Annotated in this window: 16 protein-coding genes; 13 read left to right on the plus strand and 3 right to left on the minus strand. The window is 59.4% G+C overall.

Annotated features, from left to right (window positions below):
- Positions 1–72: 72 nt before the first annotated feature.
- The gene (locus DSM110093_RS19710; protein ID WP_243268384.1) at positions 73–675 is read left to right on the plus strand and encodes a LysE family translocator; all 603 of its coding nucleotides are present in this window, start codon (positions 73–75) and stop codon (positions 673–675) included.
- Here DSM110093_RS19710 and DSM110093_RS19715 read toward each other — a convergent pair.
- Both DSM110093_RS19715 and otsB read right to left on the minus strand, forming a co-directional pair.
- Positions 672–2,447 (minus strand): glycoside hydrolase family 15 protein, encoded by a 1,776-nt coding sequence (locus tag DSM110093_RS19715; RefSeq protein WP_243268386.1) that lies wholly within the window; start codon positions 2,445–2,447, stop codon positions 672–674. The two genes, DSM110093_RS19710 and DSM110093_RS19715, sit on opposite strands and share 4 nt — an antisense overlap.
- Before the next feature lie 45 nt (positions 2,448–2,492).
- Positions 2,493–3,242 (minus strand): trehalose-phosphatase, encoded by a 750-nt coding sequence (gene otsB / locus DSM110093_RS19720; protein ID WP_243268388.1) that lies wholly within the window; start codon positions 3,240–3,242, stop codon positions 2,493–2,495.
- A 218-nt stretch (positions 3,243–3,460) separates the two neighbouring features.
- On the opposite strand from otsB, the gene DSM110093_RS19725 reads away from it, so the two are divergent.
- The 3 genes from DSM110093_RS19725 (at position 3,461) to DSM110093_RS19735 (ending at position 6,694) form a co-directional block, all read left to right on the plus strand.
- On the plus strand, positions 3,461–4,435 hold the full coding sequence (locus DSM110093_RS19725; protein WP_243268389.1) for a DNA topoisomerase IB: 975 nt from the start codon (positions 3,461–3,463) through the stop codon (positions 4,433–4,435).
- A gap of 93 nt (positions 4,436–4,528) precedes the next feature.
- Positions 4,529–5,125, plus strand: coding sequence for an exopolysaccharide biosynthesis protein (locus tag DSM110093_RS19730; protein ID WP_243268391.1), 597 nt, complete (start codon positions 4,529–4,531; stop codon positions 5,123–5,125).
- A gap of 165 nt (positions 5,126–5,290) precedes the next feature.
- Complete coding sequence (locus DSM110093_RS19735; protein WP_243268393.1) at positions 5,291–6,694, plus strand: trehalose-6-phosphate synthase; 1,404 nt, start codon at positions 5,291–5,293, stop codon at positions 6,692–6,694.
- 9 nt (positions 6,695–6,703) lie between these two features.
- Here the strand turns inward: DSM110093_RS19735 and DSM110093_RS19740 are convergent, their stop codons facing one another.
- Positions 6,704–7,471, minus strand: a complete 768-nt coding sequence (locus DSM110093_RS19740) for a DeoR/GlpR family DNA-binding transcription regulator (protein WP_243268512.1) — start codon at positions 7,469–7,471, stop codon at positions 6,704–6,706.
- Between the two features lie 197 nt (positions 7,472–7,668).
- Here DSM110093_RS19740 and glpD point away from each other — a divergent pair, with 197 nt between their 5' ends.
- From glpD to DSM110093_RS19785, 9 genes are all read left to right on the plus strand, one after another.
- On the plus strand, positions 7,669–9,282 hold the full coding sequence (glpD, locus tag DSM110093_RS19745) for a glycerol-3-phosphate dehydrogenase (protein ID WP_243268395.1): 1,614 nt from the start codon (positions 7,669–7,671) through the stop codon (positions 9,280–9,282).
- Positions 9,283–9,295: 13 nt separating this feature from the next.
- Positions 9,296–10,381 (plus strand): ABC transporter ATP-binding protein, encoded by a 1,086-nt coding sequence (locus DSM110093_RS19750; protein WP_243268397.1) that lies wholly within the window; start codon positions 9,296–9,298, stop codon positions 10,379–10,381.
- Positions 10,381–11,466: an ABC transporter ATP-binding protein gene (locus DSM110093_RS19755; RefSeq protein ID WP_243268399.1), complete on the plus strand. Its 1,086-nt coding sequence runs from the start codon at positions 10,381–10,383 to the stop codon at positions 11,464–11,466. Before DSM110093_RS19750 ends, DSM110093_RS19755 begins: the two co-directional genes overlap by 1 nt.
- The gene (locus DSM110093_RS19760; RefSeq protein ID WP_067628794.1) at positions 11,463–12,335 is read left to right on the plus strand and encodes a sugar ABC transporter permease; all 873 of its coding nucleotides are present in this window, start codon (positions 11,463–11,465) and stop codon (positions 12,333–12,335) included. The genes DSM110093_RS19755 and DSM110093_RS19760 overlap by 4 nt, the downstream gene beginning before the upstream one ends.
- Positions 12,335–13,222, plus strand: a complete 888-nt coding sequence (locus DSM110093_RS19765) for a carbohydrate ABC transporter permease (protein ID WP_243268400.1) — start codon at positions 12,335–12,337, stop codon at positions 13,220–13,222. Before DSM110093_RS19760 ends, DSM110093_RS19765 begins: the two co-directional genes overlap by 1 nt.
- Positions 13,223–13,235: 13 nt before the next feature.
- The gene (locus DSM110093_RS19770; protein ID WP_067936718.1) at positions 13,236–13,508 is read left to right on the plus strand and encodes a DUF2160 domain-containing protein; all 273 of its coding nucleotides are present in this window, start codon (positions 13,236–13,238) and stop codon (positions 13,506–13,508) included.
- A gap of 70 nt (positions 13,509–13,578) precedes the next feature.
- Positions 13,579–15,291: an ABC transporter substrate-binding protein gene (locus tag DSM110093_RS19775; RefSeq protein WP_243268402.1), complete on the plus strand. Its 1,713-nt coding sequence runs from the start codon at positions 13,579–13,581 to the stop codon at positions 15,289–15,291.
- A 75-nt stretch (positions 15,292–15,366) separates the two neighbouring features.
- A complete protein-coding gene (gene glpK, locus DSM110093_RS19780) occupies positions 15,367–16,863 on the plus strand; it encodes a glycerol kinase GlpK (RefSeq protein WP_243268403.1) in 1,497 nt (498 codons plus the stop codon).
- Positions 16,863–17,999, plus strand: coding sequence for an iron-containing alcohol dehydrogenase (locus DSM110093_RS19785; RefSeq protein ID WP_243268405.1), 1,137 nt, complete (start codon positions 16,863–16,865; stop codon positions 17,997–17,999). Before glpK ends, DSM110093_RS19785 begins: the two co-directional genes overlap by 1 nt.
- The last annotated feature ends 28 nt before the right edge of the window (positions 18,000–18,027 follow it).

Raw genomic sequence — 18,027 nt, forward strand, 5'->3', positions numbered from 1 at the left:
GAAGCCACCGATCGTTGTTGACCGCTGTGGGAAGGCGCGCATAGCTGAGATCGGATAACCGAGGATAGACCCATGGAGCTTTCGCATCTCATCGCCTTCAACATCGCGCTTATCGCGTCGATCCTCAGCCCCGGCCCCGCTTTTCTGGTGGCGCTGAAAACCACGCTGAGTTCTGGGCGTCAGGCGGGCGTTGCCGTGGGGCTTGGCCTTGGTCTTGTCGCGTCTTTCTGGACGCTTGCAGCCCTTATGGGATTGGAGGCGGTCTTCCTCGCGTTCCCCTGGGCCTACGCTATCGTCAAAATGGTTGGGGCGGTCTATCTGCTATACGTCGCGTATAGCATGTGGCGCGGTGCGCGAGAACCGATCACCACCACCGTAAAGCCCGCGCGCCACGCGTTTCGTCAGGGGATGATGATCAACATTCTAAACCCCAAATCGGTGCTTTTTGCGGCGGCGGTGCTGGTGGTGATCTTTCCCGAAGGGATGCGCCTGACCGAGAACCTATTGATCGTCGGCAATCACCTGATCATCGAAGTGATGTTCTACACCGCGCTTGCCTTTGGGATGAGCCGGCCCGCCGTAAGCAAAAGTTACCTACACACCAAAATCTATTTTGACCGTGCCGCGTCGGCAGTTCTGGGGCTTCTGGGTCTGCGGCTGCTCTTCTCGCGCTAAAGCTCGGCTTCCCAACGTTTTGACAGGCGCATCGCGCCGTTGATGATACCAACCATCGAATAGGTCTGCGGGAAGTTGCCCCAGCCCTCGCCGGTGGCAAATGCCGTGTCTTCAGACATCAGGCCAAGATGGTTGCGCGCTTCCAGCAGTTCTTCGAAAAGCTGGCGCGCCTCATCTTCGCGACCAATCCGGGCGAGCGCATCAATCCGCCAGAAGGCGCAGACGTTAAAGCCCACCTCCGGCACCCCGAAATCATCCGCCTCTTCATAGCGCAGCATAAAGGGGCCGCGGCCCAACACTTCGGACAGGCGTTCAACTGTGGCGATGAACCGCGGGTCTTTCGGTGGCAGGAAACCGACCTCTCCCATCAGCAAGACACTGGCATCCAAGGTGCTGCCGCCAAAGCTTTCGACAAAGGCGCCGCGTTCTTCTGACCATGCGTTGTCGAGGATCTTGTCACGGATGACCTCGGCGCGCTCGGCCCAGAGGGCGGCGCGGTCGTCCAATTCCAAATGCTGCGCGATCTTGCCCAGCCGGTCGCAGGCGGCCCAGCACATCAGCGACGAAGACGTGTGAATGCGGGCACGGCTGCGCAGCTCCCAAATCCCCGCATCAGGTTCGTCGTGCAACTCCCACGCCTGTTCGCCCAAGGGCTCTAGCTGTTCAAAGGCCGTCCGTCCGGTATTCATCGGCAAGCGGTGATCAAAGAACGCGGGCGCTGCGCCGAGGATGATGTTGCCATAGGTGTCATGCTGGAAATGCTCATGCGCCTGATTGCCGATCCTCACCGGTCCCATGCCGCGAAACCCTTGCAAGCTGGGTGAGATACGCTCGATCAGCGCCGTCTCAAGCCCCAGCCCCAGCACGGGCTGGATATGCCCACCTTCGGCATCCGCCACGGCATTCATCAGCCATTGGAAATAATGCTCCAAGGTGCGGGTCGCGGCGAGACTGTTGAGCGCGCGCACGGTGAAGAACGCATCGCGCACCCAGCAATAGCGGTAATCCCAGTTACGCCCCGAATCCGGCGCTTCGGGCAACGAGGTTGTGATCGCGGCGATAACCCCGCCCGTGGCCTCATAGCTGCAAAGCTTCAACGTGATTGCCGCGCGGATCACGGCCTCCTGCCACTCAAAAGGGATCGCAAGGCGCTGCGTCCAGCGCTGCCAATAGCGCGTGGTCTTAGTACGGAAGGTTGCACCGATCTGCTCGGCGCTGTCTGATAGCGTCTCATCGGGGCCAAGGATGAACGTCATTTCGCCTTCAAGGTTGATCATCCGTGCATCCAGAACATGATCAATCGGCGCATCTGTGGTTAGCCGCATATTCTGCTCTGGCCCGACAAAGCGGACATGGTTGGACCCTCGGGTCAGGGTCGGCGCGACTTCGCCCCATTGAAAGCGCGGTTTCAGACGCAGTCGCACCCGCGGCGACCCTTCGATGCGCCGGATTTGGCGCACCAACATCTGTGGGCGGAAACTGCGGCCATAGGCGGTGAAACGGGGGCAGAAATCGACAATTTCAACCGCGCCCTTTGCGCTGCGCAGGACCGTGCGCAGGATCGCGGTATTGGGCAGATAGCTCTGCTCGCTCTCGGTCATCCCTTCGATTTCGACGGCGAATTCACCATCGCCCTCTTCGCCCGCGCCGTGGCCCATTAAGCTGTGAAAGACCGGATCGCCGTCAAAACGCGGTAGGCAAAACCAGTTGATCGCCCCTTCGCGACTGACCAAAGCCGCGACTGCGCAGTTCCCGATGACACCCAGTTCCATACGTCCCTCTTTCCTATTTCTATTGCACCTGCCGGGCGGGCCAGCTCAGCGCAAAATTTCTTCCAGCCAATCGGCAAAACCTGCAACATCGTCGATCCGATGCTGCGCCAGCGTGGTGCCTTGGCCGATCTTGATGCCAAAACCACCCTGCGCCTGTGCCGCACGAAAACCGTCTTCGTCTGTCACATCGTCGCCCACCATTACGGGCAATCTGTCTGCAAAAGCGGGGGACGCCATGAAACGTTCAACTGCCCCGCCTTTGTCGACCCCGTTCAGCGCCACTTCGCTGACCATCTTGCCGTGCAAGCCCCGCAGACTTGGGTCTTCGCCCGTGAGTGTATCCACAAAGGCGCGGCACGCGTCCCCTTGATCAGGGGATTTGCGATAATGCAGGGCAATCGCGCCCGGCTTGCGCTCTGAGGTGACGCCATGCAGCACGGCGAATTCCTCAACCCAGTCTATCACAGTGGCGGGGATGCCTTGAATGTCTTGCGAGGTTTCTCCAGTCGCGGGACCAACGCGCAGTTCCAGCCCGTGCGACCCTGAAACCGGAAGTTGCAGCGCGCCCAAGATGCGGTCCACATCCGCCATCGCCCGGCCTGAGATTACTGCAACAGCGCCATCGGTCGCGGCCACAAGGCGGGTTAACAGGTGCCGGGTGCGTTCGGGCAGGCAGGCATCTTCGGGGTTGTCGACAATGGGGGCCAAGGTGCCGTCGAGGTCCAGAAAAAACGCGTAGCGCCGGGCCGTGATCAACGGCGGCAGACTGCGGTGCGGCAAGGGGGTGCTTTCCATAGGGTCTGGTCTATCCGTCTCATTATACGGGCATTTCAATAGGAAACTTATGCGTCACCGCAGCGAAATCAAAGCATTTATGCTGCAACTGCGCAGAGATGTGCGCAGGACGCCTTGGGAACCCATGTAAAGCAGGGGCGTTAATCTGCACAGCGCCTCGGGCCGCCGATCTCTTTGCTGCACATTAACCGAAACATGTCGCTTCCCCGGAAATGCAAATGAACGCACCATCCACGCTAATGTATTACCCCGATAGCAAGCCCGGCATCGCCCGCCGGCGGTGTGGGCGGGGGTTTTCCTACCATGCGGTCGATGGGCGTTGCATCAAGGACAAGGCTGAACGCGATCGATTGACACAATTGGCGGTGCCTCCGGCCTATGAAAAGGTGTGGATCAGCCCGCATGTGAATGGCCATCTGCAGGCCACAGGTTTCGATGCACGGGGACGTAAGCAGTACCGCTATCATCCGCTCTGGTCAGAGGCGCAGGCACAAGAGAAATACGCGAGCCTGCCCGATTTCGCCGAGACGCTGCCCCGCCTGCGCCGACGCGTGCGGCGTGATCTGAATGGAGAGTTGGGGGAGCGTGACTTCGCGCTGGCCGCCGCCGTGGCGATGATTGACCGTCTGTCGCTTCGGGTGGGCAATCAGGTCTATACCAAAACGAACCGCACGTATGGCACGTTAACGCTGAAACGGCGACACCTGGTGCTACGGGAGGGCAAGTTGCAGGCGTCTTTCATCGCAAAGGGCGGCAAGCGGGTGCGCCGACAGATTGCTCACCGAACCCTCATGCGCGCATTGGAAAAGATCCGCGACCTGCCGGGCGCTGATCTACTGACATGGCTTGATGAAGAGGGGGAGCCGCGCAGTTTGTCCTCCTCGGCCCTAAATGATTACATCGCCGATGCCGCTGGCATAGAAGGGTTCTCGGCCAAGACCTTTCGCACTTGGGCAGGATCGGTCGCGGCATTCGGCGTAGCGCAGGCCCAAGAAAAGCCTACCATCAAGGGCATGGCCGAAGCGGCAGCAGAGAGATTGCACAACACTCCCACCATTGCGCGTAACAGCTATATCCATCCGCAGGTGATTGACCTCTGCCTGCACCCTCAAGACTTGCCTGAGCCACCCGATATAGATGATATGACCCAGGCCGAACGCGGATTACTGGCATTTTTGCGCGCGCGGGGCTGAGCGCAATTCATCGGTGCGCTCGAACTTTCACCGCGCTCGCGCATTGTTAACATGAACAGTGCTGCGGCCCGGTATCAGAAGGAAAAGAATTTCATGAGCGACACAGATGGGCCTACTCTTGACGGTGTGCTTGACCAGATGGAAAATCTTTCCGGCGGCGATGATCGGCAGATCACGGTGGAAGAGATTATTAACTGCCTTGGCAAACATTCTTTTGCTTCGACCATACTTGCGTTCAGCCTAATCTCTACATCGCCCGCCAGTGGCATACCTGGAGTTACGGCTTTCGTTGGTCTGGTGGTCATGTTCTTGGTGGTGCAGATGATCGTGGGCCGCGATAGTTTGTGGCTGCCGGGGTTTGTCATGCGCCGTGATATCGCGGCTGATAAGCTCCGCGAAGGTGTTAAATGGCTACGCCGTCCGGTGAGATTTGTTGACCGGTTTTTGCACGAGCGTACGACGTTCCTGCTCCATCGCCCATGGATTTACCTGCCACTGATCATGGTCCTGTTGCTCACTATGTTCATGCCGTTCATGGAGATCGTCCCCACGTCGGGTTCCATTGCATCGGCCATGATCGCCATATTCGCCGCGGGCTATCTTATGCGTGACGGTAGGGTGGTGATCTTGGCAATGATCCTGATGTCTCTGCTGCCTGTGGGTGTTGCATGGTTCTTTATTGGGCGCTGAAAAGATAATCACCCCTCATTGCGATGCTGCGCCTGCAAAATGTTTGACCATCTCAGTCCAAGCTGGGAACCTTTAGCGAACTGAACCATTAACCCGTTAGTGGTGGTCGGCGTTCCGTCTATTCAGGCTCGGCGGCCGAAATTGATTGTTCCCGAGGCACAAAAAATGGCTGGCAGATTAATTGTAATCTCAAATCGCATCCCTTCAGAGGCCGCCCCTTCTGGTGGATTGGTCTTTGCGCTTCACGAAACCCTGCGCAAAATCGGCGGCGTCTGGATTGGATCGCACCCTGAGACGACAGATAACCCAGCCGAAAGCCTGACGAAATATGGCGACCAAAGCGAATACGCGCGGTTCAGCTTCAGCCTAAGCCCAGAAGATTACCAAAACTTCTACCTTGGTTTTTCCAATTCCGTACTTTGGCCGGTCTGCCACCGCCGCGGTGATCTGGTCGAGCTCGACCGAGGGTTTGAACGGGGATATAGCGCCGTTAATGCGCGCCTTGCGCAGCAGGTGATAAAGATCGCCGGACCGGAAGATATGATCTGGGTCCATGACTATCATTTCTTCCCTTTGGCGACTGAGCTGCGCAAGCTTGGTTTTACTGGTAAGATCGGGTTTTTCCTGCATATTCCCTTCCCCGCCTTGGGTGATATGGGCGCCCTCCCGCGTGAGGCCAATTTGGCGCATTGGTTGGCGGATTATGATCTTGTCGGTCTGCAAACCCGCGCTGACGTGGCGCGCTGTCTTGAGATGTTCCGCGCCGAGACGGATTCCGAATTCCTGATGAACGGCACGATCAAATGCGGCGCGCGGGCAGTGGCGGTGCGGTCTTTCCCCATCGGGATCGACGTGGAAACCTTTGTTCAAGCCGCGCAGGGCGGCAGCGAACAAGACCGGCTGGCAGACGATATGGCGGGTGACATCGTCATCGGCGTTGACCGGCTGGACTATTCCAAAGGCTTGCCCAATCGGTTCCGTGCCTTCGGCCGCTATCTGGAAACCCGCGATGAACGTGAGCGCCGCGTGAGCATGGTGCAGATCGCCCCACCGAGCCGCGAAGAAGTCGCAGCGTATCGTGAGCTTCGCTACGAATTGGAAGAGTTGGTTGGCCGCGTGAATGGCGAACATGGAGAGATCGACTGGACCCCGTTGCGCTATATTCACCGGAACCTTGATCGCGACCTGCTGGCGCGGCTTTACCGCCGCGCGCGTGTGGGGATCGTCACCCCTTTTGCCGACGGGATGAACCTTGTGGCGAAGGAATATATCGCTGCGCAAGACCCCGAAGACCCCGGAGTGCTGATCCTTTCGCATATGGCCGGTGCCGCCGAAGATTTAACCGATGCGATCTTGGTCAACCCCTATGACATCGAAGATATGAGCGAGGCGCTAAAGACGGCACTGGCCCTTCCACTGGAAGAACGCAAACGCCGTCATGCAAGTTGCATGGCACAAGTGCGCGCCACGGATGTGAACCGCTGGAGCCAGACCTATGTTCAGGCGTTGAAAAACTGCGCACCGATGCTGGTCGTGAAACCTCCGGTACGAGAGTGGTCAGAGGCGTAGCGAACTTTATCACACCTCTGGCGCATAGATCACCTCAGTCTCCCAACTCGTGCATTTGTCCATTAGTCCCGTGGGCAGGGGAAGGTCGGTAAAAAACATATCGACCTCTCGGGCAGAGGCGATGCGCGCAGGCGCAGAGCGTTTGAACTTTGAATGATCGGTCACCAAAAACGTCTTGCGCGACTGTGCGATGATGCATTGGCTTACGCCCACTTCTTCAATGTCAAAGTCGAGCAGATCTCCATCTGCATCCATCGCCGAACAGCCAATTACTGCGATATCGAATTTGAACTGTCGAATCGTTTCAATCGTCAGGTTGCCAACCAGCCCGCCGTCGACGCGGCGCAGTGCACCGCCCGTCAATACGATGCGACACTCGGGATTATCGACAAGGATGTTCGCCACATTCATGTTGTTCGTCACCACCATCAGATCGCGGTGATGCAACAGCGCACGGGCCACGGCCTCGGTACTTGTCCCGATATTCAAGAAAACCGAGCAGCCATCCGGAATATGTTCGGCGCAGGCGCGGGCGATGCGGTTTTTGGCGTCTTCATGCAGGTTGCGCCGCTCGGCATAGCCGATGTTGCTTGCTCCCGAAGGCAGCACCGCGCCGCCGTGCACCCGCTCTAACTTGCCACTATCTGCCAGTTCGGTGAGGTCGCGTCTGATGGTTTGATGGGTGACGCCGAAATGTTCGGCCAGCCCGTCGACGGTGACCTTGCCCTCGCGCCGGGCGATTTCAAGTATGTCTGGATGGCGGAATGTCTGTGAGATGGCGTAGCTCCTGCCTGCTGTCGGTGCATTATCTCCAGTGTTTCGACTAACGCAAGCAATCGCGCGCCTTGTTGCGCATAACATGTTCGGTATATCGTCAAAACGAACATAAACGAAAATAAATCTTGTGCAGTTGAGAGTCGTTTCGTAACACTGGCAGCGAATTACACCAATCTGTGCTGGGGGAGGGCCGGATCGTGAACCAACAGCCCGATAGCCATGTGGCCACGGCTCCGGTCGATCTTTTCGTCATCGGCGGCGGAATCAACGGTGCCGGTATCGCCCGCGACGCCGCGGGTCGCGGTCTTAGCGTGACCTTGGCCGAGATGAACGATCTAGCGTCTGCAACATCATCGGCATCGACCAAACTGTTCCACGGCGGTCTGCGGTATCTTGAATATTTCGAGATTGGCCTCGTACGCCACGCCCTGACCGAGCGTGAAGTGCTGCTGAAAGCGATGCCGCATATCTCTTGGCCGATGCGGTTTGTGCTGCCCTATCACCGTGACATGCGGTTTGAAGGGGACACGCCGACCTCCAAGCTGCTGCGGTTGTTCATGCCGTGGATGCGGGGCCGCCGTCCGGCTTGGCTTATCCGCTTGGGTCTGTTTCTTTACGACAATCTGGGTGGACGCGAGGTTCTTCCGGCGACGCGCAGCCTGTCATTGCAGGGCACTCCAGAGGGCGCGCCTCTGGAAGACCGATTTGAAAAGGCGTTCGAATATTCCGATTGCTGGATCGAGGATTCGCGCCTTGTGGTCCTGAACGCCCGCGACGCAGAACTGCGCGGCGCACGCATTATGACGCAGACCAAAGTAATCTCGGCCCAACGCGAAGCGGATTGCTGGGCCGTGACGGTTGAGCATGGCCAAGACGGTCCCCAAGAGGTGATCCAAGCGAAGATGCTGGTCAACGCGGGCGGCCCGTGGGTGGGCGAGATCATCCACAACACCGCGCGGCTGAACTCTTCCGAAGGGGTGCGGCTGGTGCGCGGCAGCCATATCGTGACCAAACGGCTTTACGATCACGACAAATGCTACTTCTTCCAAGGCACCGATGGGCGGATCATTTTCACGATCCCCTATGAGCAGGATTTCACCCTAATCGGCACCACGGATGCGGACCACCCCGATCCATCCGTCACCCCGGAATGCACCCCCGAAGAGCAGGATTACCTGATCAACTTCGTAAACGGCTATCTCAAGCAGGACATCACCCGCGCTGACATCGTTTGGACCTACTCCGGCGTCCGCCCGCTGTATGATGACGGGGCCAGCAGCGCCACGGCGGCCACGCGGGACTATACGCTCAAGGTGGACGAAACGGGCGGCGCGCCGATCCTAAATGTCTTTGGCGGCAAGATCACCACATACCGCAAACTGGCCGAAGACGCGCTGGATCTGATCGCCCCGCATTTCGACGAGTTGTCGGGCCATTGGACCGCTGGCGTTGCCTTGCCGGGCGGTGATTTTCCGGTGGATGGGGTAGCGCAACTGATCGCGCGCCTGAAAGCGGACTACGACTTCCTAGATGAAAGCTGGGCAGCGCGGCTGATCCGGGCCTATGGTACAGATGCATGGGTGCTGCTGGGTGAGTCCAAGACGCTCGCGGACATGGGGGAGCATTTCGGCGCGACCCTCACGGCGCGTGAGGTCGCTTGGCTGATGAACAAAGAGTATGCTCTCAGCGCAGAAGACGTCGTTTGGCGCCGCAGCAAGCTGGGCCTGCGAATGGATGAGGCGCAGATCGCGCGTCTTGATGAATGGATGCAGATGCGCGCGGCGAAACAAGCCGCCTCTGCAGCGGAATGAGGGGAGGACGAACGTGAGTTTGATCCTAAAAAACGTGTCGAAAACGGTGAGCGGTCAAACGCATATTCACCCGACCGACCTGACCTTGGAAAAGGGCACGATGAACGTGCTTTTGGGGCCGACATCTGCGGGCAAGACGTCGTTGATGCGGCTGATGGCGGGGCTTGATGTGCCCAATACGGGGCAGGTGATCTGGAACGGCGAAGATGTCACCGGGATGCGCGTCCAAGACCGCAAGGTGGCGATGGTCTACCAGCAGTTCATCAACTACCCTTCGATGACCGTTTACGACAACATCGCCTCGCCGATGAAGCTGGTCGGTAAGTCAAAGGACGAGATCGACCGCGCCGTGCGCGAGACGGCTGAACTGATGCAGTTGACCCCGATGCTCGACCGCAAACCGCTGGAGCTTTCGGGCGGTCAGCAACAGCGCTGCGCCTTGGCGCGGGCGCTGGTGAAAAACGCAGGTCTCGTGCTGCTGGATGAGCCGTTGGCGAACCTCGACTACAAGCTGCGCGAAGAACTCCGCGCCGAGATTCCGCGCATCTTTGAACGCGCCGGGTCGATCTTTGTCTATGCCACGACAGAGCCGGAAGAGGCGCTGCTTTTGGGCGGCAACACCGCGACGCTTTGGGAGGGCCGCGTCACGCAATTCGGCCTGACGCCAAGCGTCTACCGTCGGCCTGAGAATGCCACGACGGCGCGGGTCTTCTCCGACCCGCCGATGAACTTCCTTAGCATGACCAAATCGGGCAACACGCTGCGGTTTGACGGCGGTGAGATGCCCGCGCCTGCCACGATGGCAAGTCTGAAAGACGGTGAATATACCGCCGGTTTCCGCCCCAACCACCTGACGCTAAGCGCGCAGGCTCCTGAGGCGATCGGCTTTGACGCGGTGCTGAATGTGACCGAGATCACGGGCTCGGAGACGTTTGTCCACCTCGACTATCACGGCGCGAAATGGGTCGGGCTGGTGCATGGCATCCAGCATCTGCAACCCGGCCAGCCGCTGCCGGTCTATCTGGATCCGGCACATATTTATCTCTTTGACGCGAACGGGGCGCTCGTCTCTGCCGCGCCCTATGCGGAGGCGGCATAATGGCCAAGATCACGCTTGATAACCTCGCGCATTCCTATCTGCCCAATCCGAGCAGTGAGGATGATTTCGCCCTCAAAGAATTGAACCACGATTGGATCGACGGCGAAGCCTATGCGCTTTTGGGTGCGTCCGGTTGCGGCAAGTCCACGCTGCTCAACATCATCTCGGGCCTGTTGCAGCCTTCGCAGGGTCGCATTCTGTTCAACGACGTGGACGTGACCCACGCGCCGACGGCAGAGCGCAACATCGCACAGGTGTTCCAGTTCCCGGTTGTCTACGACACGATGACCGTGCGCGATAACCTCGCCTTTCCGCTGCGCAACCGGGGCGCGGATGCCTCTTATGTTGCAGAGCGCGTGCAGCAGATCGCGCAGATGATCGGCATGGAAGACGAGCTGAATCGCAAGGCACGCGGCCTCACGGCGGATGCCAAGCAGAAGATTTCGCTGGGCCGGGGCATGGTACGCGAAGACGTGAACGCTCTGTTGTTCGATGAGCCGCTGACCGTGATCGACCCGCATATGAAATGGGAGCTGCGCACGCAGCTCAAATCGCTGCACCACGAGTTTGGCCACACAATGATCTATGTGACCCACGACCAGACCGAGGCGCTTACCTTCGCCGATAAGGTCGTGGTGATGTATGATGGCCGGGTGGTGCAGATCGGCACGCCGCAAGAGTTGTTCGAGCGGCCCGCGCATACCTTCGTGGGCTATTTCATCGGCTCGCCGGGGATGAACCTGTTTGATGCGCAGATCTCGGGCAATGCCGCGCAGGTCGCGGGCAAAAGCATCAACTTGAATAAAACTTACGCCCCTAAGGGCGGCAAAACCCAGCTAGGTGTCCGGCCCGAGTTTATCCGCCTCAACGGCGAAGGGCTGGGCCTGCCTGCCAAGGTAACCCGCGTCGAAGACGTGGGCCGCCACAAGATCATCCGCCTTGATGTGGCCGGCCAACCGGTCAGCGCCATCGCCGAAGAAGGCGCATCCGTGCCTAGTGAAAACACCGCGATCAGTTTCGATCCGGCGGGCATCAATGTCTATGCCGACGATTGGCGCATCAGCGCAGAGGGAGAGGCCGCATGAACAAGACCGTCAACCAAAAGGCATGGTTCCTTGTCCTGCCCGTTCTGATCCTCGTGGCCTTTTCGGCTGTGATCCCGCTGATGACCGTGGTGAACTACTCGGTGCAAGACACCTTTGGCCGGAATGAGTTCTTCTGGGCCGGGCTTGAGTGGTTCTCCGACATGCTCGACAGCGACCGGATGTGGGATGCGCTTGGCCGTCAGTTGATCTTTTCGGGTGTCATTCTGGCGATCGAAATTCCGCTGGGCATCTTTGTTGCGCTGAACATGCCGAAAAACGGGTTCTGGGCCAGCTTTTGTCTGGTGCTCATGTCGCTGCCGCTGCTGATCCCGTGGAACGTGGTCGGCACCATCTGGCAGATCTTTGGCCGCGTCGACATTGGCCTTTTGGGCTACACGCTCGACAAGCTGGGCATCACCTATAACTACACCCAAGACATCACCGCCGCCTGGATTACCGTCGTGGTTATGGATGTTTGGCACTGGACTTCGCTGGTGGCGCTCTTGGCCTATGCCGGGCTGCAATCCATCCCGGACGCTTACTATCAGGCTGCCAAGATCGACCAAGCCAGCCGTTGGGCCGTGTTCCGCTATATCGAACTGCCTAAGATGGCAGGCGTGCTGATGATCGCGATTCTGCTGCGCTTTATGGACAGTTTCATGATCTATACAGAGCCGTTCGTCGTGACCGGAGGCGGGCCGGGCAATGCCACGACCTTCCTGTCGATCGACTTGGTGAAAATGGCCATTGGCCAGTTTGACCTCGGCCCCGCAGCGGCGTTCAGCCTGATGTATTTCCTCGTTATCCTGTTGATCTCATGGGTGTTCTACACCGTGATGGTCAACCTCGACAAAAGGGATGGTGTGTGATGACCGACACAACCGTGCAAGCCCCCGGTGCCGCGCCCATTCCGGGTGACGTGACCGCCGACAAACGCGCCCGGCGCAGCCGCTTCCGGCCCAAAGGGTCTGTGGTGGTGATGACGCTCTACCTGCTTTTCCTACTGCTGCCAATTTACTGGCTGATCAACATGAGCCTGAAGACCAACGCCGAAATCCTCGGTTCCTTCTCGCTCTACCCGCGTGATTTGACGCTGGCGAACTACGCCAAGATCCTCACCGATCCAAGCTGGTACATGGGCTATGTCAACAGCCTGATCTATGTGGTGCTGAACACCGTGATCTCGCTCGCCGTGGCACTGCCGGCTGCCTATGCCTTTTCGCGTTACAGCTTTATGGGCGACAAGCATCTGTTCTTCTGGCTGCTGACCAACCGCATGGCCCCGCCTGCCGTATTTGCGCTGCCGTTCTTCCAGCTTTATTCCTCGGTGGGGCTCTTCGACACGCATATCGCCGTGGCGCTGGCGCATTGCCTGTTCAACGTGCCGCTGGCGGTCTGGATTTTGGAAGGTTTCATGCGCGGCGTGCCCAAGGAGATTGACGAGACCGCCTATCTCGACGGCTATTCCTTCCCGCGCTTCTTTATCCGCATCTTCACGCCCCTGATCGCAAGCGGCATCGGTGTCGCGGCCTTCTTCTGCTTCATGTTCTCATGGGTCGAATTGCTGCTGTCGCGGACGCTTACTTCGGTCGACGCGAAACCCATCGCCGCCACCATGACGCGCACCGTGAGCGCCTCGGGCCTCGACTGGGGCGTTCTGGCCGCCGCCGGGGTGCTCACAATCGTACCGGGCGCTTTGGTGATCTATTTCGTCCGCAACTACATCGCCAAGGGCTTTGCCCTCGGGCGCGTATAAAGGGAGGCCGCTCATGTCTTGGATGGCTTGGACCATGCCCACCGCGATCTTCTTCGGTGTCATCGCGCTGTTACTCATCACTTTCACGATCCTCGCGATCAAATTTCCTGAGACGCCGCGCACCGGCATTCTTAGGATCGAAACAACCCGTGGTGACCGTCTGTTCATCACGCTTCTCGGCTCGGCCTTTATCAATTTGATCTGGCTGGGTTTCGAGGCGGGGCCGCAGCCCTATGCGCTGCTGGTCTGCCTTGCCTATGCCGCAGCCGTATTTCGCTGGGTCTAGGCGCTATCACGGCTGATCCCGGTTAATCGGGGCAGCCATACGACACGACCAAATGTCTAGGGAGGACATAATGAAACGATCTGTCATGAAATCGAGTACCGCACTTGCGGTCACGCTCGGTCTGCTCGCCGGGCCAGCATTCGCGGATATGGATGCCGCGAAGAAATTCCTCGACGAGGAAATCGAACGCTCCGCGCTGAGCCGCGAAGAGCAGGAAGCGGAGATGCAGTTCTTCATCGACGCTGGCGAAGCATTCAAAGGCATGGACATCAAAGTCGTGTCCGAGACCATCACCACCCATGAATACGAAGCCAATGTGCTGGCCCCGGCCTTCACCGCGATCACCGGGATCAACATCACCCACGACCTAATCGGCGAAGGTGACGTGGTCGAGAAACTGCAAACGCAAATGCAGTCGGGCGAGAACATCTATGACGCCTATGTCAACGACTCTGACCTGATCGGCACGCACTGGCGCTACAAACAGGCGCGTAGCCTGACCGACTGGATGGCGAATGAGGGTGCGGACGTGACCAACCCCGGTCTCGATCTGGAAGATTACATCGGACTGGATTTCACCACCACACCAGACGGCGACCTCTACCAGTTGCCCGACCAGCAATTCGCGAACCTTTACTGGTTCCGCCACGACTGGTTCACCGACCCCGACTTGATGGCCGAGTTCAAAGAGAAATATGGCTATGATTTGGGCGTGCCGGTCAACTGGTCCGCTTACGAAGACATCGCTGAGTTCTTCACAGGCCGCACCATCGACGGCGTCGAAGTCTTTGGCAACATGGACTACGGCAAGAAAGACCCGAGCCTTGGCTGGCGCTACACTGATGCGTGGCTGTCCATGGCTGGTGGCGGCGACGTAGGCGAGCCGAACGGCCTGCCGGTTGACGAATGGGGCATCCGCGTGAACGAAAATTCGCAGCCTGTTGGTTCCTGCATGACCCGCGGCGGTGCGACCAACGATGCGGCGGCGGTCTATGCGATCACCAAATCCATCGAGTGGCTTGAAAAGTACACACCGCCTGCGGCCGCTGGCATGACCTTTGGCGAAGCGGGTCCGGTCCCTGCGCAGGGTGCGATTGCTCAGCAGATGTTCTGGTACACCACCTTTACCGCCGATATGGTAAACGATGGCGCCAAGGCTGTGTTGAACGACGATGGCACGCCTAAGTGGCGTATGGCCCCCAGCCCGCACGGGGCCTATTGGAAAGATGGCCAGAAGGTTGGCTATCAGGACGTGGGCAGCTGGACGCTGATGGAAAGCACCCCCGTCGACCGTGCCAAGGCCGCATGGCTCTATGCGCAGTTCGTGACCTCGAAAACCGTCGATGTTGAAAAGGCCCACGCCGGTCTGACCTTCATCCGCGAGTCGACCATCCAGCACGAAAGCTTCACCGAACGTGCGCCGAAACTCGGCGGTTTGGTGGAATTCTACCGTTCGCCCGCGCGCACCGCATGGTCGCCCACCGGGACAAACGTGCCGGATTACCCCAAGCTGGCGCAGCTGTGGTGGCAGAACATCGGCGACGCAATGTCCGGTGCGAAAACCCCACAAGAGGCACTCGACAGCCTCTGCGCCGAGCAGGAAAAGGTCATGGAACGTCTTGAGCGCGCAGGCGTCCAAGGTGATCTGGGTCCGAAAATGAACGAAGAGCGTGAAGCCTCTTACTGGCTTGAGCAGGAAGGTTCGCCCGTTGCCAAGCTCGACAACGAAGACCCCGAGCCCGAAACAATCAGCTACGAAGAGCTGATCAAGTCCTGGCAGTAAGCCAACTTTCGGGGGCCGGGGCGCATCAGCGCTCCGGCCCCTTTTTCATTTCATAAGACAACCGGGGGCTGCGCCATGACCCATATCCTCGCCATTGATCAGGGAACCACGTCCTCACGGGCGATCATCTTTGACAGTAACATGTCGGTGACGGCCACCGCCCAAGAAGAGTTTCCGCAGCATTTTCCCCGTTCCGGCTGGGTTGAGCATGATCCCGGGGATCTGTGGTCGACCACTGCGGGCACCTGCCGCGCGGTGATTGAAAAGGCGGGCCTGCGCCCCGATGACATCACCGCCATTGGCATCACCAACCAACGTGAGACGACGCTGGTCTGGGACGCCAAGACCGGCCAGCCAGTTTATAACGCCATCGTTTGGCAAGACCGCCGCACTGCCGATTTCTGCCGCGCCTTACGCGAGAGTGGCGATGACAAGATCATCACTGAACGCACGGGCCTGCTGGCTGATCCGTATTTCTCCGGCACCAAGCTGAAATGGATTTTGGATAACGTCGACGGGGCGCGCGACCGCGCACAAGCGGGCGAGTTGCTTTTCGGCACGGTCGACAGCTACCTGATCTGGAAACTCACCGGCGGCGCGCGCCATGTGACCGATGCCACCAACGCCGCGCGCACCATGCTCTATGACATTCACAAGGGCCGGTGGAGCACGACGATCTGCAAAATGTTCGACATTCCTGTCGAGATGCTGCCCGAGGTCAAAGACTGCGCCGCGGATTTCGGCACCACACGACCTGACCTTTTTGGCCGCGAGATTCCGATCCTTGGTGTGGCAGGAGACCAGCAGGCGGCGACCATTGGCCAAGCCTGTTTCCAGCCCGGCATGATGAAATCGACCTACGGCACGGGCTGTTTTGCGCTGCTGAATACGGGCGAGACGGCGGTGACCTCGACCAATCGGCTGCTCACCACCATTGCCTATCAACTCGACGGCAAGCCGACCTATGCGCTCGAAGGCTCGATCTTCGTTGCCGGTGCCGTGGTGCAATGGCTGCGCGACGGGCTGAAAATGATCCGGGAGGCAAGCGAGACCCAAGGGCTGGCCGAGCAAGCCGACCCGCATCAAAACGTCGTGCTGGTCCCCGCCTTTGTCGGCCTCGGCGCGCCCTATTGGAACGCCGAATGTCGCGGCGCGATCTATGGGCTCACGCGCAACTCCGGCCCTGCTGAACTTGCCCGCGCGGCACTGGAAAGCGTCGGCTACCAGACCCGCGATTTGCTAGAGGCGATGCAGGCGGATTGGGACGCGCAAGGGCAATCGGGTGAGATTGCCACCCTACGTGTCGACGGCGGGATGAGTGCCAGTGACTGGGCGATGCAGTTCCTGTCCGACGTGATCGGCGCTTCGGTTGATCGGCCTGACGTGCTGGAAACCACGGCGCTTGGTGCGGCATGGCTGGCGGGACAACGGGCGCGGATCTATCCGGACATGGAAGGCTTTGCACGCGAGTGGGCGCTTGATCGACGGTTTGAAACGCAGATGGATGAAACCACCCGCGAAGAGAAATACGGCGCTTGGCAGCGTGCCGTTCAAGCGACGTTGCAATTCTGATGGAGACGCTTGCCCCCTTCGGTTTCGCCACTGCCGGACATATCCGTTTTGGCCGTGGTGTCGCGGCCGAGGCGGTCACCGCCGCGGGGCGTTACGGCCGACAAGTCCTGCTGTTGCGCGGCAGTTCTGTCGCATGGGTCGATGATCTGGCGCGAGCGTTAACGGCGACCGGATGCAACGTGACCCAAGTGCGCCGCAGTGGTGAGCCATCGGTCGAAGACGTGCGCGCCGCCGTGCTGGCTGGGCGCGGGGCGGATGTCGTGCTTGGCGTTGGCGGCGGGGCGGTCATCGACCTTGCCAAAGCCGCAGCGGCGCTGATCCCTTCGGATTGCGACGTGATGGAGCATCTCGAAGTCGTGGGCGCCGGAAAACCGCTAAAGGCTGATCCACTGCCAATGATCGCGATCCCGACCACGTCAGGCACCGGGGCAGAGGTCACGAAAAACGCGGTCATCAGCGTCCCTGAGTCCGCGCGAAAAGTCAGCCTGCGTGACGACCGAATGCTGCCGCGTTTGGCCTTGGTCGATCCTGCGCTGACGGATGGTGCGCCGCGCGGCGTGACATTGGGGTCGGGCCTTGATGCGTTGGTGCAGGTGATCGAGCCCTATCTTTCAAGCAAAGCCAACCCGCTCAGCGATGCGCTCTGCCGTGCCGCGATTCCACAGGGGATTGCCGCGCTCAAACGTCTGGCAGCGGGTGAAGACCCTGTCGCGCGGGATGCGATGGCTTATATCAGCCTGTCGGGTGGTCTGGCGCTGGCGAATGCGGGCCTCGGCGCAGTCCATGGGCTGGCCGGTGTGATCGGTGGACAGTTTGGCGCGCCGCATGGGGTGATCTGTGGGCGTCTTTTGGGGCCGGTGCTGGCGGCCAATAGTGATATGCTCGGGTCATCCGCGCGTTTCTCTGAGGTGCAAACATGGCTGGCAGAGGGGTTTGATCTGCCGGAAACTGGCACGTTCAACGCCCTCGCGGACCTGCTTGATGAATGGGAGGTCGACCGTCTGAACCGTTGGATTTCCCAAGACGCTGACCTGAGTAAGACCGCGCGTGAGGCAGCGACGTCTTCCTCTATGCGGGCCAACCCCTGCGACCTGAGCCAAGACGTCCTTGAAGCCTGTATTCGCGCAGCGATGTAAACGACGGGCAGGGGCGATACGCCCCCGC

The sequence above is a fragment of the Sulfitobacter sp. DSM 110093 genome (assembly GCF_022788715.1).
In the GTDB taxonomy this organism is placed as follows: domain Bacteria; phylum Pseudomonadota; class Alphaproteobacteria; order Rhodobacterales; family Rhodobacteraceae; genus Sulfitobacter.